Source organism: Staphylococcus sp. GDY8P94P, assembly GCF_017892255.1.
GTDB classification, from domain to species: Bacteria; Bacillota; Bacilli; order Staphylococcales; family Staphylococcaceae; genus Staphylococcus; species Staphylococcus cohnii.
In genome coordinates, this window is record NZ_JAESKU010000012.1 from 14,923 (window position 1) to 38,930 (window position 24,008).

The 24,008-nt window shown below is 33.4% G+C and carries 19 protein-coding genes; 8 read left to right on the forward strand and 11 right to left on the reverse strand.

The window, feature by feature from the left end; genetic code table 11:
• The first annotated feature begins 30 nt into the window (after positions 1-30).
• From gltC to KA926_RS07750, 3 genes are all read left to right on the forward strand, one after another.
• Positions 31-918: a glutamate biosynthesis transcriptional regulator GltC gene (gene gltC, locus KA926_RS07740; RefSeq protein ID WP_210144103.1), complete on the forward strand. Its 888-nt coding sequence runs from the start codon at positions 31-33 to the stop codon at positions 916-918.
• A gap of 81 nt (positions 919-999) precedes the next feature.
• The gene (locus KA926_RS07745; RefSeq protein WP_107383744.1) at positions 1,000-2,112 is read left to right on the forward strand and encodes a YibE/F family protein; all 1,113 of its coding nucleotides are present in this window, start codon (positions 1,000-1,002) and stop codon (positions 2,110-2,112) included.
• Between the two features lie 38 nt (positions 2,113-2,150).
• Complete coding sequence (locus KA926_RS07750; protein ID WP_154409622.1) at positions 2,151-2,897, forward strand: YibE/F family protein; 747 nt, start codon at positions 2,151-2,153, stop codon at positions 2,895-2,897.
• A 290-nt stretch (positions 2,898-3,187) separates the two neighbouring features.
• Here KA926_RS07750 and KA926_RS07755 read toward each other — a convergent pair whose 3' ends face one another.
• Positions 3,188-3,808 (reverse strand): hypothetical protein, encoded by a 621-nt coding sequence (locus KA926_RS07755; protein WP_107504961.1) that lies wholly within the window; start codon positions 3,806-3,808, stop codon positions 3,188-3,190.
• A 742-nt stretch (positions 3,809-4,550) separates the two neighbouring features.
• Positions 4,551-5,420, reverse strand: a complete 870-nt coding sequence (locus KA926_RS07760) for a GNAT family N-acetyltransferase (RefSeq protein ID WP_107385684.1) — start codon at positions 5,418-5,420, stop codon at positions 4,551-4,553.
• A gap of 167 nt (positions 5,421-5,587) precedes the next feature.
• Between KA926_RS07760 and KA926_RS07765 the strand changes: the two genes are divergently transcribed.
• The gene (locus KA926_RS07765) at positions 5,588-5,857 is read left to right on the forward strand and encodes a hypothetical protein (RefSeq protein WP_107385683.1); all 270 of its coding nucleotides are present in this window, start codon (positions 5,588-5,590) and stop codon (positions 5,855-5,857) included.
• Positions 5,858-5,980: 123 nt separating this feature from the next.
• Here KA926_RS07765 and KA926_RS07770 read toward each other — a convergent pair whose 3' ends face one another.
• Both KA926_RS07770 and KA926_RS07775 read right to left on the reverse strand, forming a co-directional pair.
• The gene (locus tag KA926_RS07770; RefSeq protein WP_107385682.1) at positions 5,981-6,946 is read right to left on the reverse strand and encodes a LysM peptidoglycan-binding domain-containing protein; all 966 of its coding nucleotides are present in this window, start codon (positions 6,944-6,946) and stop codon (positions 5,981-5,983) included.
• 161 nt (positions 6,947-7,107) lie between these two features.
• Positions 7,108-7,887, reverse strand: a complete 780-nt coding sequence (locus KA926_RS07775) for an arylamine N-acetyltransferase family protein (protein WP_107383749.1) — start codon at positions 7,885-7,887, stop codon at positions 7,108-7,110.
• 416 nt (positions 7,888-8,303) lie between these two features.
• Between KA926_RS07775 and ilvD the strand changes: the two genes are divergently transcribed.
• On the forward strand, positions 8,304-10,004 hold the full coding sequence (gene ilvD / locus KA926_RS07780; RefSeq protein WP_107385681.1) for a dihydroxy-acid dehydratase: 1,701 nt from the start codon (positions 8,304-8,306) through the stop codon (positions 10,002-10,004).
• A gap of 961 nt (positions 10,005-10,965) precedes the next feature.
• Here the strand turns inward: ilvD and lip are convergent.
• Together lip and KA926_RS07790 are read right to left on the reverse strand one after the other, a co-directional pair.
• Positions 10,966-13,161: a YSIRK-targeted triacylglycerol lipase gene (gene lip / locus KA926_RS07785; RefSeq protein ID WP_192945672.1), complete on the reverse strand. Its 2,196-nt coding sequence runs from the start codon at positions 13,159-13,161 to the stop codon at positions 10,966-10,968.
• A gap of 377 nt (positions 13,162-13,538) precedes the next feature.
• Entirely contained in the window at positions 13,539-14,867 is a 1,329-nt protein-coding gene (locus KA926_RS07790; RefSeq protein WP_107383752.1) for a sodium-dependent transporter, read from the reverse strand.
• Positions 14,868-15,146: 279 nt separating this feature from the next.
• Here KA926_RS07790 and brnQ point away from each other — a divergent pair, with 279 nt between their 5' ends.
• Together brnQ and KA926_RS07800 are read left to right on the forward strand one after the other, a co-directional pair.
• Entirely contained in the window at positions 15,147-16,451 is a 1,305-nt protein-coding gene (gene brnQ, locus KA926_RS07795) for a branched-chain amino acid transport system II carrier protein (protein ID WP_107385679.1), read from the forward strand.
• Between the two features lie 263 nt (positions 16,452-16,714).
• Positions 16,715-17,086 (forward strand): iron chaperone, encoded by a 372-nt coding sequence (locus tag KA926_RS07800; RefSeq protein ID WP_107385678.1) that lies wholly within the window; start codon positions 16,715-16,717, stop codon positions 17,084-17,086.
• 77 nt (positions 17,087-17,163) lie between these two features.
• On the opposite strand, the gene KA926_RS07805 is transcribed toward KA926_RS07800, so the two are convergent.
• A complete protein-coding gene (locus tag KA926_RS07805; RefSeq protein WP_107383755.1) occupies positions 17,164-17,904 on the reverse strand; it encodes an alpha/beta hydrolase in 741 nt (246 codons plus the stop codon).
• Positions 17,905-18,358: 454 nt separating this feature from the next.
• On the opposite strand from KA926_RS07805, the gene KA926_RS07810 reads away from it, so the two are divergent.
• The gene (locus tag KA926_RS07810; RefSeq protein ID WP_107383756.1) at positions 18,359-19,588 is read left to right on the forward strand and encodes a pyridoxal-phosphate-dependent aminotransferase family protein; all 1,230 of its coding nucleotides are present in this window, start codon (positions 18,359-18,361) and stop codon (positions 19,586-19,588) included.
• 110 nt (positions 19,589-19,698) lie between these two features.
• Here the strand turns inward: KA926_RS07810 and KA926_RS07815 are convergent, their stop codons facing one another.
• The 4 genes from KA926_RS07815 to KA926_RS07830 all read right to left on the reverse strand — a co-directional run bounded on the left by KA926_RS07815 (position 19,699) and on the right by KA926_RS07830 (position 24,008).
• On the reverse strand, positions 19,699-20,907 hold the full coding sequence (locus KA926_RS07815; protein WP_107385677.1) for a CynX/NimT family MFS transporter: 1,209 nt from the start codon (positions 20,905-20,907) through the stop codon (positions 19,699-19,701).
• 104 nt (positions 20,908-21,011) lie between these two features.
• The gene (arcC, locus tag KA926_RS07820; protein WP_107385676.1) at positions 21,012-21,962 is read right to left on the reverse strand and encodes a carbamate kinase; all 951 of its coding nucleotides are present in this window, start codon (positions 21,960-21,962) and stop codon (positions 21,012-21,014) included.
• Positions 21,963-21,975: 13 nt separating this feature from the next.
• Positions 21,976-22,746 (reverse strand): oxamate carbamoyltransferase subunit AllH family protein, encoded by a 771-nt coding sequence (locus tag KA926_RS14120; RefSeq protein ID WP_107383759.1) that lies wholly within the window; start codon positions 22,744-22,746, stop codon positions 21,976-21,978.
• Positions 22,743-24,008, reverse strand: coding sequence for a YlbE family protein (locus KA926_RS07830; RefSeq protein WP_107385675.1), 1,266 nt, complete (start codon positions 24,006-24,008; stop codon positions 22,743-22,745). Before KA926_RS07830 ends, KA926_RS14120 begins: the two co-directional genes overlap by 4 nt.

The window sequence follows — 24,008 nt, forward strand, 5'->3', positions numbered from 1 at the left end:
GAATAATATTAATATGTTGGGAATGATCATATGGAAATTAAACAATTGAAATATTTTATAGAAGTTGCAAAAAGAGAACATTTATCAGACGCTGCTCTAGAACTTAACATTGCTCAATCTGCTATAAGTAGGCAAATCACACTATTGGAAAAGGAATTACAAGTGACGTTGTTTAACAGAGAAGGGCGCAACATACACATTACTGAAGAAGGGCAACAATTATTTTCTGAAGCAACAAAGATTATCGAACAGCTTGATAACACAGTACGTTTATTTCATAACCAATCTGAAACAGAGCATTATATTATACGTGTTGGTTATGTTGAAAGTTATATAACACAGGCACTTACATTATTAATGCAATCCTTTGAAAACGAAAGCACATCCATCATTCAACCCATTTTAATGGAAGAAGAAGAGATTTTTTCAGCTTTGCTCACAGATAAAATTGATATTGCTTTCACTGCTATGTCAGATGAACTCAAACAGCACCGTTCTTTAAAGGTAAGCCCTTTATTTGAAGAAACATTCCATGTCTATGCACCTAAAGATGATCCGATCACAATGGCTACGAATCCACCTTTAGTACAATTTTCGAATAAATCTATTTACGAATTATATCCATTACCAACCAAGATTAGACAAACATTAGTAAAAACAACCAAAACACCTATACAAACGATTACACATCCTCAACTGGCTGAATATATCTTAAGCAAAGGGCGTGGCTACATCGTCACACCTTCTTATCATTTGCTTTCAAAAAATCCGCAAAAATGGCGAGAAGTATCATTAGAACATACAGCATTGAAAAGAACCATTTGCCAAGTTGTTCGGCTAGACAATCGAAAACATGATTTACAATTTTTATTAGAAATTATCGATAAATTATTAAGTAGAAGCACGACTTATCATTAATCACATGCATAAAACTTTTGAATTCAAATCGCTAGGAGCGTATAATCGCATTGTCTATATAGGGAGGACTGAAACAAAACAATGCCTTTTAAAACGTTATTTAAACGCCCTTTTGATTGGGTCATCTTGATATTTATCATCTTATTTGTGGCTGTATTTATTTTCACATTTTTCAATGCCAGATTTTACGATACACCAATCGGCCAAATTACAAAGATCGAAAATAAATCTACATCACACATTACAGATGATAACCATAATAAAGATACTAAATACAATCAAACCCTAACACTTAAAATTTTGAACGGAAAATTCGAGGGACAAACGACGAAGATTCCTCATCATTACATAGCATCACAAGCTGATAGTGAAGCATTCTCAAAACATAACAAAGTTTTGTTACACATCGGCAAACATCTAGATGATGCTTATATCATAGAAAAGAAGCGAGATAGCCTCGTCGTTATGATAACTGGAATATTTTTATTAACTGTTTTACTAGTAGGACGTAAAATCGGTTTACAATCGATTCTTTCTTTAGTTTTCAATACAATCGTTGTGCTTTTAGCTATCTATTTACATAATAAATTTCCTGATTTAAATTTATTTGCACTTATGAGTATCGGCGTCATTTTTACTACGGTATTTACTTTGCTCTTAGTTACCGGTTGGCGATGGCGAACGTCAATTACGATAGCAAGCACACTATTAGGCACTTTTATTTGTGTTGGCGCCACCCAATTAGTGATTACGTTAACAGACGGTGCGGGCTTAAAATTTGAAACAATGAGTTTCTTAACTTTGCCTCCTAAGGATGTTTTCCTTGCTTCTGTTATGATTGGAACACTTGGTGCTGTCATGGATGTAGCTATCACAATAGCAAGTGGTATGGCAGAAATATTGCGCAGAACACCTAATATAAGTATGACTCGATGGGCGCTCGCAGGGCGTCATATTGGTCAAGATATTATGGGGACAATGACGAACATCTTATTATTTTCATATTTATCTGGTAGTCTTCCGATGTTTCTTATTTACCTTAAAAATGCAAATACAGTAACCTATACCATTTCCATGAATTGGTCATTAGAAATTTCCCGGGCAATTACTGGTGGTATTGGTATTGTTTTAACGATTCCAATCACTATTTTATTAATGCAATTATGGTTTAAAATGCGAGGTGTTAATCAGTGAGCGTCATAACAATCTTAGGTCTTCTACTTTTCCTATTAATGGCCATTTTTGGAGGAAAAAAAGGTATCATCTCATATTTAACACTGTTTTTGAATTTTGTCATATTATTAATCACTGTCATTATAATTATGCTCGGCGCACCTATTTATCTCGTAACACTTATATTTTGTATCGTTATTGCAGCATGTAATTTATTTGTTTTAAATAGTTACAATACAAAAACAAAAGCAGCATTCTGTGCAACGGTCATTACTACTTTGTGCTTGATTATTGGTATTTATTTATCAGTATCCATCGGACATTTACAAGGTTTCACAACCGAACAACAAGATGAAACGTATATTTTTTCTATGAATATCGGCATTGATATGGTGAAATTCATGGTGTTTACAGTAGTACTTGCAGTCATAGCTGCGGTTATTGATTTAGCAATCACAATCAGTTCACCAATGTATGAGTTATACGAAACCAATTCGAACTTAACAAGCAAAGCATTATTTCAATCTGGCATGCGTGTAGGACGTGAAATTTTAGCTACTTCGGCAAACACAATTTATCTAGCCTATTTCGGAGGACAATTGACATTATTCTTTTGGTTTTTTAGGTTGAATTATTCTTTTGGACATATCATCAATTCTAAAATCTTTGCACAAGAATTTATATCTATCCTGCTAGGAGGCATCGCTGTTGCCATTAGCATCCCGATTACTGCATGGATAACAGCACTATTAATTAAACATCAAAAAGAGCGTCACTCAAAACACACGCATCAATCTTCACATTAAAAAATCAAAGTCCCACATCTCAATTTATTGAGATAGTGGGACTTATGCATGAGCTACTGCTCAGGTAACCATTTTACATTTTTACAATCTTTGTCAGGACGGGACGACGAAATCTTGTTAATAAAATTAGATTTCTGTCCTACTCTCTTTGTGAATCTGTATGATTATATGATGCATACATACCTAATTTTTAATCAAAATTTTTAACATCTCACAATAACAGAAATATGATTCGCTATTTTAAGAGAGTGTTCAAAATTTCCAAACGTTTTTCAACTAAGCTAAATCATTTAAAGTTCTTTCAGTTTTTCATTTAATAATTGCATTTTACGTTCTCGTAACTTTGTATAATATGCGATATCCTCTGCTCGCGTTTCTAGTGGAAATATATAGTAAACATCTTGATAAAAATCAATATTAGCTTTCGTGCGCCTACCCTCCAACACGATTCTCGAACTACTAGGTTGTGCTAAGGATAATTTGTATTTAGGCATCACACTATGATACACATTTACGATTTCCCCATCTTTAATTAAATCTGAGGTATTTATAAATTTAATCTCTATATGGTTTTCATTCGCTAAACTTCTCGTTAATAGCGCTAACATTATGTCACAAAACATAATCGTCATAATACCTTTATTTTCGAAAGGAGGTGCAACTTCTAATCTTTCAATACACACCTTTTCAGTTTCACCAAAATGATCAAATCTAGATTTAAATGTATGGTGATCTTCATTTTCATATCTAGTAATAACACTTGTTGAAACATAGTCTAATGATGTACCTCTCAAATAATAATAACATTCCCCAAAATCTACTAATCTTTGATATGTAAAAGGTTTTATTTCCTCATAAAAACTTTTACAAATAATATTAAACGGACTCATACTGTTACGCTTTGTAAGCATGGAATAACCTCCTATTAAATTGTTATTCATCATAATATTTAGCTATCGCAATTGTTGCTTCCGACACACATAGAAAAACACCCCACATCAAATGTGAAGTGCCAAAGCTGATATTTATTTTTCAACTTAAGATTAATGATTATTAAAAATGAAATAATTCTACTATTTATGGCATGCTAAAGTTTCAAAAATTAAACTTTTACAAAGTATCATCCAAACTCATTACAGCAGATAACATTAATAAAATACTTTCAACCATAATATCTATTAAGCTCTACGTACAATCTCATATGCGAAGTACCTGCAAAAGCCATTCTTAACGATTCAAAAATTATTTTCATAAACCAAACTGCACATCAATGGTTCAAATAAAAATTTTCTATCCTCATTGCCTATTCAATCCAATCAATGCATCAACAACTCAGTTTAATAACTTATACATTCAAAATAATCATATCCTTAATTTTTTTATTATTTATATATTTAACATTTAATATCCAACCATAACAGATTTTCATATTTAAACAAACATAATTGATTCATTTGAATTTAAATAATTCTAATATATTTTTGATTTTCTTTTAAAATCATAGACTTTCATTATATTTATTTTATTTATGCTTATATGTATTTTCAGCTGATACTTCTATTGCACAACCACTTTCATCAAGTTCACTTCACGCAAAAAAAGCGCCATTAAAGCTAACAAACTTTGTTAGCTTTAACGACGCAATCATTGATTTCAACAACTTTGCTTCATTATGTATACAGGTTTATTTTCTAATAACGTTTCGCCTACAATTTCATAATCACTTTGACTATAAAGTTTCATTGCCAAATGGTTGTCTGTATTTACCGCTAAATAAATTTCATTGATTGTGGGATAATACTGTTTGACATATTGAGGTAAAATACACATCACTTTTTTACCATAACCGAAGCCTCTATAGTGACTATCTACACTAAAGGATCTGAAAAATATTGCGTTTGCATTTGCAGAATAAGGTTTGACTCCTTCACCTTCATGTAACGTAAAAAAGCCAACACACTCCCCCTTGCCATCATACACTAATGTAGGGTGACGTTCTTGATCTCGATTGGCCAAATCAATATTTTCTAAAGGGGTTTTGGTGAATTTCCGGTCTTCTGTCGACAGCGTAAAATTCACTAAATCAGCATATAACGATGCGTGATACGGGCTTAATTTCACTGGTTTAGATGACTCACTTTGTTGTTTAGCATATTTAATCCATGTAAGCACAGCGGGCGCAATTTTTTCCGTTTCATTTTTTGTGATCCATTTTATATCAGTAATTTCTTGTGCTGGTTTAACCGATGACCAATCAATATCTAAAGATGTTGAAAAACAATTCAACTCCGTCTTAGTATTTTTTTGAGGATAAGCATCTCCAACAACAGTACCTAAATATTTAAAAGTTTGTTCCGAAATATCCAACTGTAATTCTTCTTGTAATTCTCTTCGCAAAGCTTGTTTTAGAGACTCTCCTTGATCTATTTTTCCACCAGGAAAATAGTATTTTTTTCTGTTTCTAGCCTGCACCAATAATAATTTGTCGTCTAATTCAACTACCAAGCATACACATCTAATCATAACTATCATCTCCACTCCCCAAAGCAAACTATTTTTATACTTTCAACGCTTATGTTATCATAATCCATCCCTTGAACACATTTTGTTTTTTTCTCTCTCACAATAGAGTTTAATCTAATTAATGTTATAATAATAAAGCGGATTTTATAAAATGGAGGATTTCATTCATGGCTAAAAAAACAAAAATTAATCGCATTTCAAATACAATTAACTTCATAGGCATTGCCATAGAAGGTTTTAATTGGTATGCATATCAATCAAAAAATAAAAAATTACTTTACACAAGTATGGCTATTACAAGTGTAGGTGCAGTCTTAGATTTCTATACTGCCTTAAAATCACCAAAAAAGTTTGCTAAAATATTTTCAACATTCACTTTGGCAAGTACGTTATTCTCAACTGCCAAGCGTATAAAATCATTACGTCAGGAACCATAAACATGAAACGTCTAGCAACGAGCTATAAAATTTCATAAAAGCAAAATAAACGTCAATTTCTATATGATTTAATAGAAATTGACGTTTATGCGTTAGTCAAAGATATTTTTGCCTTAGGCACGCTTAATGGATATATTTATATGAACTCACTTGCGATGCTGGAATCGTTCTATATGTCGCGATTCCAGGCGAAGCACTGTAGTTCATTTCAGAAACAGTAATGCTACCATTTGAATTGACAGACTCCACAAATGCTACGTGTCCATAATATCCAAGATCACTTTGTAAGATTGACCCTACAGTAGCTCTATGATCTACTGTGTATCCATCTCCTGGTGCGGCATTGTCCCAATTATTAGCATTCCACCAATAAGTACTAATACCTTTCCCAATTTGAGCACGCTTATTAAAGACATGCCATGTACACTGACCCCAGTCATACAAATTTGAATGGTTAAATACTGGCGTTTTATAACCAGTTGAACCTGTTGAACCTGTTGAGCCACCTGATGATGCTGAACCAGATACTTTTAATTTTTGTCCTGGATAAATATTGAAATTTTTAAGACCATTCAAGCTCATGATTTTTTGATATGTCGTCCCATATTTAGCAGCAATCGCAGATAATGAATCGCCTGATTTCACTGTATATGTTGTCGTTTTACCAGATGTAGTTGAACCACCTGTTGAAGTTGAGCCAGATACTTTTAATTTCTGTCCTGGATAAATTGTAAAATTAGAGAGTCCATTTAAACTCATAATTTTTTGGTATGTCGTCCCATGCTTAGCTGCAATTGATGACAATGAATCACCCGATTTCACTGTATACGTTGTCGCACTTGAGCTGCTTGTTGAAGTTCTTGAACTTGTAGTCCCTGATACTTTCAATGTTTGATTTGGAAAAATCACATTCGATGTTAAATTGTTTAATGATTTCAATTTTGCTATTGAAATATTATATTTATTCGCTATTGACCAAAGAGAATCGCCACTTTTGACTTTGTAAGTTGTAGCTGCATCTGCATTTGCAGAATTAATAGCTGCTAGCGCACTTGTCCCAATTACAGTTGCTATTATTTTTTTATGCACTTATGTAAACCTCCCAATATAAATCCGATACATTTCGTTTCCATCACGTTTACTATTATACAATTTAATTTAATACTTTTGTATATAATTTATATGACATTATTATTACAAAGTAAACCTTTTGTTATTTCAATGAAACATAACGTTGAATACTGTATATTTCAGTCAAAAGTTTTTATATTTATATCTTTAATACCAAAATAGCGATGCAAAAAATATTTATAGTTTTCAGATGTTATATTTTTCTTTTCTTTTTGACCATGATCAGTAATTGTTAAATGATTGTTCGACATCGTTACTCTACCGAAAGTCGTTGCTTTACTAATTAAAAGTTGTTGAACAAAAATGGATGCTTCATTATTTTGATTAAACGCTATGCCTTGTTCAAAATCTGACAACACCTTAGGTTCATCCCTATATTGATATTGCGTCTGCCATTTATGATCAACTTTCTTCTTCATTTCAAATGTATTGTCACTTATTTTACTTACTTTAAACTCACCGTTTACATCATAAACAATTTCCTCATCATGTGTGATTGGCATGGCTGCTTTAGGTATATCCGCATAACCGACATCAACTAAGTATTTTTTCTGATTTAATGTAACGATTAATGCCATATGCGACCCTTCCATGGCCCAACCTGAGCCATTATAAATTGTCGCAGATACCATATACACGTTATACCCTTTACTTGTTAAATATGCGCAAAACAATCTGTTTTGTTCATAACAATAGCCCCCTCTATGTTCGTTTACAATTTTATCTATCATTGATGGATTATCTAAAGCAATAGGTTGTCCATTCTGCACATTAATATTTTCAAATGGAACGTTCAATACATACTTTTCAATATAATAGTTCAATGTTTCTAAATGATTGTCATGATATGTATGTGTATCTATCGCTAAATAATTTTCTAATATTTCAAAATCAGTCATATAACTCCTCCATTTCTCTATAGCTGTAAAATAAGTCCTATACGCATCACGATGCATTAGCGCAATTGTCAGTGACAACTTATAACTGATCAACCTCGTTCATTCACTTTAAACAATAAAAATATAACTATTTTAAGTTATGCAAGAATTTCTTAAACATGTTCTGTTAATTTATATGATAAAGGGTAATAATGATTATAGACAATCTTTTGATATTGACATCAATTAAATAAATAGATATTGTGTATACCTATACATTTGTATAGCTAATTTACTATATTTCAAAAGTATCGAAGTCACTTTACGATTCAGTGAAATGTACGAACACTTAGGTGTCATGACATCAGGTACTTATTATTTTAAAATTTTCAGATTATTCTTAATATAATGTGATTTTTTATTTTGGAGGGGATTATTTGAGCAAGGAACAGTCGCAAAATCAAAAACCAAACGATTTACGAATCCGCAGCAAAGTGATTAGTGAAGGTGTAAGCCGTACACCTAACCGATCTTATTTACGTGCACTTGGTTTTGAAGACGAAGATTTTGAAAAACCTATGATTGGCGTTGCTAGTACATGGAGTGAAGTTACACCATGTAATATGCACATCGACGGTCTCGCTCGTGCATCTAAACGCGGTATAAGCGAAGCTGGAGGTTCACCATTGATTTTTAATACGATTACAGTTTCAGATGGTATTTCCATGGGCACTGACGGTATGCGCTTCTCACTACCAAGCCGTGAAATCATTGCTGATTCAATTGAGTCCGTAGTCAGTGCTGAAAATTTAGATGGTGTTGTAGCAATCGGTGGCTGTGACAAAAACATGCCAGGTTGTATGATTGGTATCGCTCGTCTTAATTTACCAGCTGTCTTTGTATATGGCGGGACTATATTACCTGGGAAATTGAATGGCAAAGATTTGGATGCTGTATCTGCTTTTGAAGGTGTTGGACAATACAACAATGGAGAAATAGATAAAGAAGCATTACATAAAGTAGAGTGCTCTGCTTGCCCCGGTGCCGGAGCTTGTGGTGGGATGTTTACTGCTAATACAATGTCCTCTGCTATTGAAGCTATGGGAATGAGTTTGCCTGGAAGCGCTTCCCACCCAGCTGTATCAACAAACAAATCAAAAGATAGTCGCGCAGCGGGCAAAGCTGTTTATCATTTATTAGAGCAAGGTATATATCCTAAAGATATCATGACCAAAGAAGCATTTGAAAATGCGATTACTGTTGTCATGGCGTTAGGCGGCTCTACAAATGCAATCTTACATTTACTAGCTATTGCGCATACAATTGATGTAGATTTAACACTTGATGATTTTGAAAAAATACGTAAACGCGTACCGCATATTGCAGATTTAAGACCTAGCGGCAAATACGTAATGGCACATCTTGATGAAGTCGGTGGCGTGCCAGGCGTAATGAAACTATTACATGAAAAAGGATTAATCCATGGTGACTGTTTAACAGTTACTGGTAAAACCGTTGCAGAAAACTTAGCTCAACAACCAAGTCTTTCTGATGATAAAACAATCATTAATTTTGATCAGCCTAAACATCCTACAGGTCCACTTGTTATTTTAAAAGGTAATCTAGCACCTGAGGGCGCAGTAGCAAAAATTTCAGGCTTAAGTGTTACTTATATTAAAGGACCTGCGAAAGTTTTTGATTCAGAACCTGCAGCGACAAAAGCAATACTCAATGACGATATTCAACCTGGAGATGTCGTGGTGATTCGCTATGCTGGACCAAAAGGAGCGCCTGGTATGCCAGAAATGCTATCAGCTTCTTCTATTTTGGTAGGAAAAGGATTAGGTGAATCTGTTGCATTGTTAACAGATGGACGTTTTTCAGGTGGTTCACATGGTCTAGTAGTAGGTCATGCCGCTCCAGAATCTCAAGCAGGTGGACCAATGGCATTACTTCAAGAAGACGACATCATTACTATTGATGCTGAAAATTTAGAAATTAGTTTTGATATTTCTGATGAAGAGTTAGAACGTCGTCGTAATGCATGGCAAGCCCCGCCATTAAAAGAAACACGTGGTACATTAGCAAAATATGCCAAACTCGTATCATCTGCTTCAAAAGGCGCAATCACTGACTAATGAGTAACATTCGTTTAAGTTGTTTAATATAAAATCTATTTGAATTCATTCACTTTGCCACTTTTATACAACTATTTAGATTTTTAAAATTTACCAGTCTCAAACAAATTTTATGGAGTAATACTTTAAAATATGTGTATCTATAACAACAATAGCTTTAATTAATGAATAAACGTCAGTTTCTATAGAATTTTATAGAAATTGACGTTTGCTTTGTTTCTACGGAAATTTTGTATTAATGAAACTGTTACTTTTCTTTGAAAGCAAAATTCTATAATTTAAATGATTATGTAACCACTTTTCATACACTTTTGAATGCGCTATTGTTATATTTTTTTATTAATTTCCATTTTGGAATAATTTATTACTATTTAGGGAATTTTAAACAAAATTTAGCACAATTCTTTTATAGTGAAGTTAACAAATTAAAGCGAGGTGAAGGACATGGACTTTATCATTGATATCATCAAAAAAATCGTTGGTTTATTCACAGGCAAATAATTTCTAACCTCTTTAAAGAGACTGATACAACATGTATCAGTCTCTTTTTGACATACAACATAATCAATAGCTGCACATTACGATTCATTGATATTATTCCCATCCAAATTTAGCATCTTGTTTCACTTTCTTCGCCTTTTCAATCATATCATTCACATTTCATCCTTCTTCGTTAGACAAATATTGTTTTCAAGAAAATAGAACACACTGCATTTTACTCAACTAAAAATGAGCGAAGATAAAATCAAAGTGTAACTTTTGATTAATTATCCTCGCTCTGAATTGGCTTAAACCATACTCAGTATATATTAATAGTTAAACGTTATTGTCTTGTTTATCAATTTCTGATTACTTACGAAAATAAAGTTTTCAATATATTGAATAATGAACCTACTAAATCAAAAAAGTCTCCACTCATCATTTTCCCTCACCTTCATAAAATATAATCGTAGCGTTTTAACTATGCTTCAGCACTTTCAGTTCTTACTAAATCCGAGGCAATGCCTTCATAAAATTGGCTTAACTCTGCTTGTGAACGCTTCGTATCATTACTATCTTGGCCAACAAAATCTGCATGATCCCAATCGTGCATAATTGGTGTTACTTGCCAAACACCTTTTTGAACCTGATTCGATGCTGCTACATATGCTTGATTAAATGGATGTAATGCTGAAATTGTTGAAACAAGTCCATCATTGACACGCCACTCTTTTTCCGGAGCTTTTCCAATCACATTACCTGTTATTCCCATAGGTAAATACATGTTAATATCTGATTTTTGTCTACCAAATAAACCATCTCTTGTAGATTCTCCAGTATATGTTTTATAAACTATATTTGGATTTAACGATGTTTTTTTATTTAATTCAGTTGCGCCTGCTCTTGTTAAATCGTAAAATCCATTATCATCTGTCGTCCATAATTTACTATCTTTCAATCGTTCAACATATTGATTATATGTTTCATCGTCTTTTTGTTTTAAACCCCATTGCTCCAAGCCAAAGCTAACTTTAGAATTTTTATTACCTTTTAGTTTCGCATAATCAAATGCAACTTGTCTGATAAGCGTTTCATTACCTAGTTGATCAGCTGCATGTGTACCATTATGAGGTGTTGCTAAGGTAGTAATTGAACTAATCATATTATCGTTATTACCTTGAAATACTGGAGATATATCGCCACCATGTTGTTTTTGATATTCTATTTCTTCTGGATCACCATTACGTAAATATTCTTCTAGTTGTCTAATGGTTTGTCCACCCATGCTATGACCAACTAAATGAACTTTTTGACCTGGTTGCCAATCTTTATATACACCTTCATATGTCTTACCATAACGGTCATGTCCATATTTTTCAGCATGTGCAGCACCGTAATCTACTGTGCCGCCTTTAATGTAATAATATAATTCAACTGCTCTATCATGATTACTACTTAATGCACCAATACTTGCTTCATATGCATTGTAACCCTTTTGTTCTAAGTCTTGTTGAATATTTAATTTGTCTCCACCCCAATAATGAGGTAAAACAGATGGTTTAATATCATCTGTAAAACCATTAAAACCATGCACTAAGATAATGGGATCTTGGTTTTTATATTGACTTTGTTTCGCTTTTTTTGTAGGTTGTGTTTGAGTTTTCTCAACGTTCTGTTGATTCACTTTATTATTTGTTGTAGCAACAGCATTTTTCTTAAGTAAAGCTAAACTTTTATCTTGATCGTTGTTCTTTTGATTGCTTTGACGATCTTCATTAACTAAATCATCATTTTTCAATTGTCCAAATTCAACATCATTTTGAACTTCTGATTGCGATGAATCTGCATTTACTTTCATCTCTTTTGCTTTATCTTGCTCATTGTATTCCGGATCTACTTCTTCTGATGTCTCATTTTTCGCTTTGTCTTGCTCGTTGTATTCTGGATCTACTTCTTTTGATGTCTCATTTTTCGCTTTATCTTGTTCATTGTATTCCGGATCTACTTCTTCTGATGTCTCATTTTTCGCTTTGTCTTGCTCGTTGTATTCTGGATCTACTTCTTTTGATGTCTCATTTTTCGCTTTATCTTGTTCATTGTATTCTGGATCTACTTCTTCTGATGTTTCATCCTTTGTTTTGTCTTGCTCATTGTATTCTGGGTCTACTTCTTCTGATGTCTCATTTTTCGCTTTGTCTTGCTCGTTGTATTCTGGATCTACTTCTTCTGATGTCTCATTTTTCGCTTTGTCTTGCTCGTTGTATTCTGGATCTACTTCTTTTGATGTTTCATCTTTTGTTTTGTCTTGCTCGTTGTATTCTGGATCTACTTCTTCTGATCCCTCGTTTTTTGTTTGATTATTATTATTTTCTACGTCTAATTTTTCATTATTTTCGTTTTCTGCTTCAGTCGTAAATCTATCATTATGTAAGCTTTGATTATCTGAAGTTTGTTTATCATTCTTATTAACCGGTACACCACTTTCCCCAGTAGCGTTATCACTATTTGTTTCCCCAACTTTTTCCCCAATGTCTTGATAGTTCATTTCACTTGTTTGTTTTTCTGTTTCTGCAGCTTGCGCACTGTCTACACCTATAAATAGTAAAGAGCCAATCAATATAGATGATGCGCCAAAAGTGAATTTACGAATACTATATTTGTTTTTTTTCTGTTCCATACTAGACACCTCTTGGTTAATAGAATTTAATAAATAACAAACTTTCTTTTGCTAAATGAATAAATTTAAAATAAAACGTGGCACTAATTCGAAAAATTTACCAAAAATCTCTTTCATAAACTACCACTCCTTTCAGAAAACGTTTTCAAATAATTATAAAAATTAAATTATCTATTTAAAACAATTGATACAACACAACAATTTTTTTAAATAAATAATTTAATTTGACTTTACTAAACAAATAAAAAATAGTCAACAATATAAATAAAAATATAATAACTTAATTTATACTTTACAAATTATTTAAAAAACCCCTTATCAACAACCAATTTTTACATTGATATGATAAGGGGTGAATGATTAATGTTATTTAATTTCTATAAAAATTGGACGACAAATATTAATATAATAACGATTGGCAAGATAAATTTGATGAGATAATACCAAGGTATAAACAATCTTAATTTATCTTTTCCAAAATGTTCTTTTAATGCTTGTTTATCGAGCAATTGTCCTACAACAAGTGTTGTTCCTAACGCACCTAACGGCATTAAAATATTAGAAACTAAAAAATCCATATTATCAAAAATAGTTCCTGCTGCAAATTTTATATGACTTAAGCTTCCAAAAGACAGTGTTGCGGGAATACTTATGATAAAAACAAGGATACTTATATAAAACGATACAGATTTACGTTTCGAATTATCATTTTTAGTAAAGTTGGACACATTGAGTTCAAGTAACGAAATTGAAGAAGTAAGTGCTGCAAATAAAAATAATATTAAGAAAATAAAATAGAAACCTGGACCATATGCCATTTGATCAAATACTTTTGGTAACACTTTAAATAGTAAACCTGGACCTTCAGTCGGACTATAGCCAAAAGCTGAAATCGCAGGGAATATTGCTAAACCTGCCAACACAGATACTAGAATATTCATCGCTACAATCGAAACAGCCGAAGTTTTAATCGTCATTTCTTTAGGTGCATAACTAGCATATGTAATCATACCTGTTGTTCCTAATGAAAGTGTGAAAAATGATTGGCCTAGGGCAAATAAAATACCCTCTATTGAAATATCTTCTATTCGTGGTTGTAATATATATTTCAAACCTTCAAATGATCCATCTAAAGATAACGATTTAAAAACAATAATAATAAGGAAGATAAATAGTAACGGCATCATAAATTTAGATGCTTTTTCTAATCCTTTTTCAACCCCCATCATTACGATGAACATCGTTAACAAGATGAATATTCCTTGACCTGTAATGGTCAACCATGGATTACTAATAATTGATTCAAATGCTATGTGGCCTAATTTATCACCATTAAGCGAGAATATTTGAAGTAATACATTGAATATATATATGATAATCCAACCACCGATAACACTATAAAATCCAAATAAGATAAATACAGCTAAATTACCATTCCAACCTATAATATTTAACCATTTTTTATTTGTTAATTTTTCATATATTTTAGTAGTATACGTTTTGCCCATTTTACCTACTGTAAATTCCATCATTAATAATGGCAATCCTACAAGCAGTGTGAATATTAAAAACATTAATAAGAAAGCACCACCACCATATATACCTGCCATATATGGGAATTTCCACATTGCGCCTAGTCCTATTGCGGATCCAGCACTTGCCAATATGAAACCGAGCGAGGACTTCCATTGTGATTCATTGTGCATCGTTCATACATCCTTTACACCCTATTATTCTTCATTACGTTAAAGCGTTCATGTAACATAGAAAACTACTATAACATTTTTTTGAATTGAGCTCAATAGTTAATTGTTTAAAACACTTGATATTACAGTTTTCTTTACTATTATGACATTAATAAATCAATTTAATTAAACATCTTACATGGTTTAATTTTCTGAAATTTCATTGAATTCATATAACTTTTGTGTTATATTAATGTATGTTTTGCAACAAATAACTTTAAAAATAATAGAGGTATTAAAATGAATAGACTCATACTGATTTCCGGTCTTATGTTATTCTCATTTTTCTTTGGAGCCGGAAATCTAATATTTCCACCTATGTTAGGATATACAGCTCAAGAAAATATGTGGGTTTCAATGATAGGATTTTCAATCACCGGTATTTTATTGCCATATTTAACAGTCATCGTAGTAGCTTATATGAATGGTGGCGTTGAAAGTATTGGTAACAAAGTCCATCCAGTATTCGGTACGATTTTTGCAATCTGTATTTACGCGTCTATTGGCGCATTATACGGGATTCCACGTGCTGCAAATGTCGCTTATGAAATTGGTACAAAAAATGTTTTACCTGTACATAATCAATTAACTTTAATTATATTTTCAGCAGTCTTTTTCTTAGTTGTTTACTTGATTGCACTTTATCCAAATCGAATCATAGATAATTTAGGTAAATACCTAACACCTATTTTAATATGCATTATCGCTATTTTATGTATTTTAGTGATTATCAATCCTGAAGGTTCAATTGGTAAAGCTGGTGGCGACTTTGCGCAAACTCCACTTGTGTCAGGTATCTTAGAAGGTTATTTCACAATGGATCTCGTTGCTGCACTCGCTTTTTCAGTAGTAATTGTACAAAGTTTTAAATTACATGGTGTTAATGATCCAAAATTATTAGTTAAAAATGTTGTGAAAGCTGGTTTTATTTCGGCTGTACTGTTATTTATCATTTATTTTGCTTTAGCCTATGTTGGCGCAACAACCGATCAGACAGGCTTTAAAGATGGCACAGATATTTTAACTTTTAACTCATTACGTGTGTTTGGTGCTTTAGGAAACTTAATTTTTGGGATAATTGTGATATTAGCTTGTTTAACAACATGTATTGGACTTGTGAATGCTTGCTCAGCATTTGCAATGAAAAAATTACCAAAAATTTCTTATAAATTATTTGTACTTATCTTTTCAATATTAGGTTTTATTGTTTCTACATTAGGATTAGAGCTTATTTTGGAAATTGCTGTACCATTACTTACATTTATTTATCCAACATCTATCGTATTAGTGCTTATTTCGTTATTGAGTATATTTATCTCATTTGAAATGAAATATAGCTTTATCATACCAACGATTGCAACATTGATTATTTCTTTATTACAAATATTAAATGATTTTAATTTAATTAAAGTACTTAATGTTGTATATGCGCATTTCCCATTAGCGAATATCCAACTAGCATGGTTGATACCATTTATGGTATGTCTGCTAATCGGTATCATTATCGATTTCTTTTACGCTAAATCGCAAACTGAAATGACTTAAGTTAGTGCGTACTGTTAATCAAACGATATGCCAACACATATCTATTCTCATCAATACATCCCTTCAAATATGGGGTGTATTTTTTATATGTAAAATAGCAAAATGCCAAAAGGGATTTCTGAAATTATCATAAACTGTTTATACACTCAAATTGGAAATTTAGATTAAATTCACTCGCCTATAAAGTGATATATTTGCATGTAATTGATATAATACGCTTACGCTATATAATAAAATTCACACTTTAAGGATGGAGATATTGTATGACTGAATTTAATGACTTTTTACAGTCACTGGAAAATGACAAACAAACAGCCACGATGGAAGCTATCTTTAATTGGATTTCTGAAACTTTTCCTGAACTCGAAACAACTGTAAAATGGAATCAACCGATGTACACGCATCACGGTACGTTTATAATCGCCTTTAGTAAGTCCAAACAGCATTTCTCAGTAGCACCCGAAGCTAAAGGAATGGCTGAATTTACGGAACAAATTGAAGCAGCTGGATATTCGCAAACCAATAATTTATTTCGTATTAAATGGACTCAAGACGTTAACTATGCATTATTGAAGTCCATTATTCAATTCAATATCGAAGACAAAGCGGATTGTACAACATTTTGGAGAACTTAATTTTAAATATATTGAAACAAAAAAGGATGACTTCTACTCCATTTAGTAGAAACCATCCTTTTTAATATTTTCATGGCTTATGTATAATCTTCAAAAAACGCGATAATATCTTGTTCTACTTCTAAATGACCTTCACCATACGTCATTAAATGTTTACAGGTAGCATAACCTTGAATTTCTTTATCCTCATGTGCAATTTGATCATAAATATAATTTGCACTAACTTCATAAGCTTTTTCATCCTGTTCGCCAAATTTTATAGCGATAGGAGCAGAAATCCGGTTTAAATTCGCCATCACATTATCAACAAGTTGTTTGAATTTATCAAACCCAGTGGTATAGGTTTCAATTTGGTCAATTTGTTGTTGAATTGTTTCTTGAGACAAACCTACTAAATTACCCATGCGTCCGCCATAAAATTCCAGCCTGCTCGCAAGTCCTGCATCATCTTTACTAAATGGTGTCGACATGACTGCAACAGAACTAACTTGTTTTTCTTCTGCCAATTTTAAAGACAAAATACCACCTAAAGATATGCCACATACACTTATATTCGAATAGCCCTTATCTTCTAAAAATTGATACCCTTCTAACGCATCTTGCCACCAATCCTCTGCGTCATAAGCCATCAATGATTCGAGTAATAAACCATGTCCTTTATAAGCAGGAACATAACAGGTAAAACCCGCTTTATTTAATTTTGTTGCTAATAATTTCACATCTCTGATCGTCCCTGTAAACGAATGTAATAACAATACAGCACGTTCAGAAGATTCATTTTCCAAAAATATTGGATTAGGTTCTTTTACATTTATCATCCATTGTCACTCCAACTTTTAACATCCATAAACATTGTAATAGAAAATCGTTACGATACAAAGAGATATGATTAATAAAAAACCAAGACCGTTCAAGTGATTATCGTAAAAAAATACAAGCCACTTCCTTAAAGGAAGTAGCTTGCTTCTATGAGGAAGTCTGGAAACATGCCTAAGCGCATGCTCACAGCGACCCATAGTGTGTGCATGCCCTTGGCATGCTTATATAGTGTACAATTTTATGTATCTTCTTTCAAACATTTATAAATAATGAAGTTATGGAAATTCATTTTATCTACATGCAAGTATATAAGATAATTTCTATTAAATTTCTTTATTTTTGTAATATTCAGATAAATTATCGTTAAATAATTATCGATTTTGACGAATATATATCAGCTTTAATAAAGTATAATATATAATGAAGGAATTTAAAGAAAACGAGGTAATAAATATGGATGATTTAAAAATCAACAAAAGATTAATTATGACACCCGGCCCTGTTAGCGTAGACCCCCGCGTTTCACAAGCAATGTCAAACTCTATCTTAGGTCAATTTGACTATGAATTTGTAGACATTATGAATCAAACGATGGAGCTAATTCGCAAATCATTTTTAACAAAAAACCAGTGGTCATTTCCTATTGATGGCACAAGTCGTGCTGGCTTAGAAGCTGTAATATCTAGTATTGTTAAGCCTGGTGATGATGTTTTAGTTCCAGTCATTGGACGTTTTGGCTATTTATTCGCTGAACTGGTTACGCGTGCTGGTGGTATCGTCCACAGCATTTATAAGCCAATGGGAGAGGTGTTTGAACAGTCAGAAATCATTGAAGCCCTAGATCAATATCAACCGAAAGTACTTGCTATTGTCCACGGTGAAACGTCGACTGGTAGATTGCAACCAATTGATCAACTTGGTCGTGCATGTAAAGAAAGAGGGATATATTCTGTTGTAGATGCTGTTGCCACATACCAAGGGATGGTTATCCCAGTAGATGAATGGGAATTAGACGCAGTCATTGGTGGCGCTCAAAAATGTTTATCTATTCCTTCAGGTATTACCCCAATCACTTTCAATGATAGATTTAGTGATGCCATCAATGCGCGCAAACGTGTAGAACTTGGTATTCGTTCTACTGAAACAACGGAACAAAATCATTTTATCAGAAGCAATTATTTAGATTTAACACAGTTACAAGACTATTGGAGTCCAAAACGTTTAAATCATCACACTGAAGCAACAACTTCAATATATGCGCTTCATACTGGTCTAAGGTTAGCACTATCTGAAGGTCTAAAAGCACGTGCTCAACGTCATACATTCCATCAAGAAGGTTTAAAATCAGCCTTGAAAGCACTAGGGCTAGAAATTTATGGCGATGAATCAAACGAAATGAAAATGGTGATATGCGTTAATATCCCTGATGGTATAGATGATATAGCATTCAGAGATGGTTTATTAAAAAATTATGGCATAGAAATTGCAGGTTCCTTTGGAGAGTTAAAAGGTAAAATATGGAGAATCGGAATCATGGGTTATGCTGTCCAAAAACAAAACATCTTAACGTTTTTAGCTGCATTTGCAACTCACCTTATTTCCCAAGGTCACATAAAAAACCTTGATCTAGAAACTGCGATTAAAACACTTGTGGATCACTATGATAACAATGAAATATCATAAACTTTTTAACACATCTTTTAATTAGATAAATCAAAAAGGTACAACTCCAAACCTAAACCGTTGGTGTCGTACCTTTTTTAATTTTACTTTTTAAATTTAAGTCTTTTCTACTATTCATCTTCTACAACTCTATTTTTAGCTGCTGGGTAACCAAAAATAAAGAATAGTAATGACATTAACAATAATGCAATAATACCTGATATCCAATTTCCCGTGTAATCATGTAAGTATCCAATTAAAAATGGTCCAATTGCTGCGATTAAATAGCCTACTGATTGGCCAAACCCTGATAACGAAATACTACCATCACTTGTCCGTGCGCGAATGGAAAAGAATGTCATACATAAACTAAAACATGCGCCCATTGCTAAACCAGCAATGACCATACCGATAACAAGTAATACTAATGACTGTGTAAAGAACAAGCCAAAACCAGTCAAGAATAAGATTGTGATAATAACGACCAATATTCGTTGGTCTTTCAATTTAGATGCTATTATTGGAAATGAAAATGTCATAGGTACTTGAGAAAATTGATTGAGCATTAATAAATAGCCTGCTGTAGATGGATCCACACCTCTATCCACTAATATCGATGGTACCCATGCTACAACGGTATAGAACACCATGGATTGGAAGCCCATCGTCAAAGCCACCATCCAAGCTAATTTAGATTTGACAATATTAACTTTCTTGTGATGTTTGACTTGTGTTTCATCAATTGTTTGTTTTTCTAATTTTGCACCTTTACGTGCTTTCGGTATCCATAAAATAATTGCGATAATCCCTAGAATAATCCAAAATGACAATGACAACCTAAAACCAAGCGGCGTTTGAGATAATGGGAAACTCAACCCACCACCTAAGCCTGCTGTAAAGTTCATAGTCCCGCTATAAATACCAGTAGCTATACCAATTTGCATCGGGAAATACCATTTCACATAACTTGGTAATACAACGTTACCAAATGCAATTGCTATCCCTAATACTAATGTACCTATAATGAATAAACTAAAATCTCCAGCTACACGCAAGTACAATCCAATAATCAGTAATATTGTGGAGTACAAAATTGTACGAGACATTGTTATACGTGATGTTACTCTCGATACTAATGGAGAAACAATCGCAAAAATAATGAGCGGTATAGTAGTTAAGATGCCAGCAACACTGTTATTAATTTCCATTACATGCTTAATCTCATCAACTACAGGCCCTACTGATGTGAGTGGTGCACGTAAGGTAGAAGCAATAAACACAATTGCCAAAATTACGCCCCAATTTTCTTTGATTCTATGTATGCGATAGGGTTCAGTCATCTTATACCACCTTTCTTCCAAGTCTTTTAATATAATAATACAACGAATCGAACAAATGAAAGCCATTTGAACGATTCGCAAATAATTGATTCTAAGGAACTCATCTATGATTGATCAACATTTAATAAAATACGTGTACCTGCTTTACCCTCTAATGCTTCGACTGCATCATCTAATGAACAGATAATCGCTTCTTTACCCATTTCAGCAAATTGAATCGCAGCTTCAATCTTAGGTAACATACTTCCTGCAGGGAATTGTCCTTCTGCAACATAAGCTTTTGCTTGGTCAACTGAAATCGTTGCTAATTTCTCTTCGTTCGGTTTACCAAAGTTCACACAAACATTTGAGACGTCTGTTAACATCATGAATGTATCTGCTTCAACTTGTTGAGCAAGTTTCAAACCAGAGCGGTCTTTATCAATAACCGCTTCAACACCTTGAATACTTCCATTTTCATCACGGTAAACTGGTATACCACCGCCACCAGACGAAATAACGATTGCTTGGTCAATCAATGCTTTGATTTGATTTACGCCGTGAATCACGAGTGGTTCTGGTGAAGGAACAACACGACGGTAACCTCTACCTGCATCTTCTACCATCACAAAACCATGCGTTTCTTCTAGGCGTTTTGCTTCAATTTCGTCAAAAAATACGCCAATCGGTTTTGTTGGATTATCAAATGCTTTATCATCTTTATCCACTTCTACCATTGTTAATAATGTTACCACATCACTTTGGATGTCTAACGCATGCAAATGGTTTTTCAAAGATTCTTCCATCATATAACCGATGAAACCTTGCGATTCAGCATTACAAGCGTTAATTGGAAGTGGATCAACAACGTCTTTTGCTGCTTCATTTTGTGCAATAATATTTCCGACTTGTGGTCCATTACCATGTGTAATGACAACGTTATGTCCAATTTTTTTCAACTCTGCCATTTTACGTGTAGCAGCAAACACATTTTTATATTGATTGTCGTATGACGCTTCTTGTTTAGGTTGTAAAATAGCGTTACCACCTAAAGCAAGTACAACACGCTTACTCATACGTTTCACTCCTTCAAGTTAATGCTACAAACATGCCATATACTGTGTCTCTTCCTGATGACGAACCTACTTTAAGCAGTCGATCAATGTTTGCCAGTGACGGTTCATGTTGTAACTCTGATATTTTCGAACTAAACAACCCTTGTTGTGCGCATTTTAAAAAGGTTTCTCCTACTAGTGTTGTTAATGGTTCATTAAGTAGGTATTTTAATTTTTCTAAATTTGGTTTTCTAATATATGGATCAGTAAAATGAATAAACAACATACCAGTTAGAATGTCATCACCAGAAGGCGTAAGCCCTTGACCTCTACCAATTAGGTAGCGGTAATATTGTTCTACGGTTTCAACATCTTCATATTTAAGTGCATGTATAATTCGGCTCATTGTTTGGCGGTCAAAGTCACCTTCATCGTACATCGTAAAGTCATATGTCGATATATTTTGCTTTAGTTCATTATTATTTACCTTTTCAGCGAAGTCTTTAAATGGCAATGATGCAACATGCCACACAAGTTGGCATGTTTTACTCATATAAATAGTGTTAGGACCTATAGTGATTTGTTGGTTTAAGGAAATCTCATTTAACAAACTACGTTTCGTCTGTTGGTCTATTAATATACCAAATGGAAACATGCCATTTTCATCGGTACCTATAAATATAAGTTCTTGCGCATCGTTAACAATATTGAATCCTTTATTAAATATGCTATGCACATAAAAAGTTTGATGATTTGCTAATATTTCCTTGGCAATATTGCCTATAGCTGTTGCGTGGAAAATCACGCTTTAAAGCCTAATTTCTCTGCATATGCAGTAATTGCTTTTTCGAAACATTCAATCGGTGGGTGAACTGTACCTGCACCAATTTGACCATAACCAGCAATTTTATGTGCAATACCTGTATTAATAACTGGAGTAATACCTGTTTCAACGACTTTACGTGCATCAATGCCTAAGCAAGCACCTTTGAAGTTCCACGTAGGAATAGCAAAGTTTGGATTCTCACCGATACAAATTTCAGTCATTTCATTACTGATATCTAATGCATCATCAAAGCCACCAGTACCAACGAATCTAGTTACTGCTGGCGCAGCGATCATTGCCATACCACCAACACCGATTGTTTCAGTGATGGCAGAGTCACCGATATCAGTATTAGCATCTTCAGCAGAATAGCCTGTGAAGAATAAGCCATGAGGCGTATTGACTGGTGCAGTAAACCATTCATCACCCATACCAGCGATGCGAATACCGAAGTTTTCACCGTTACGACACATAGCTGTTACAACTGTACCGTGTTCTATTGTACGTGCGGCATCCATCATCGCTTTACCTGTAGCCATCGCTACGTTTAAGAAGAATTGATCTGTATCAGCTAAGAATTGTAACACCTCAGTACGTTTTTCTGCTTCAACATCGTCTAATGAGGAGATGATAGGCGTAACTTCTTTTAAGAAAGCTAATGAAGCTGCAATATTACGTTGGTGGAATTCATCACCCATTGCAATTGCTTTAGCGATTAATACATTAACATTTAAGCCATCGTTCATTTTGTGTAATGCTTTGCTTAATACTGGTCCTAAAACATCTTTCATCCAGTGTAAACGATTAACTACTGTATCATTATAAGCACCGAAACGTAATACTGCGCCGATACCTTCGTTCATTTGGCAATATGCTTCGTTACCTGTCTCTCTGTTTTCCACAACAAGTACAGGCATGTTAGCTGAAGTAATACCACCCATTGGACCAACTGCATTAACATGGTGACAAGGGATGAAAGTAATTTGACCTTCTTCTAACAATTTACGTGCATCTTGTTCATTATCTGCCCATCCTTCAAAAAGGATCGCACCGACACAAGATCCTTGCATAGGATCTGTCATATTTTCATATTTAATTGGTGGACCAGCATGTAATAATACATTTTCTTTGAGTTCAGGAATTTTAGATTTGGCTGGCACTACATCTACTAAAAATGGTGCTGCTGCAATCATCTTATCAATGACTGCTTGGTTAGCTTCATCTATTGTTTTATAAGCCAT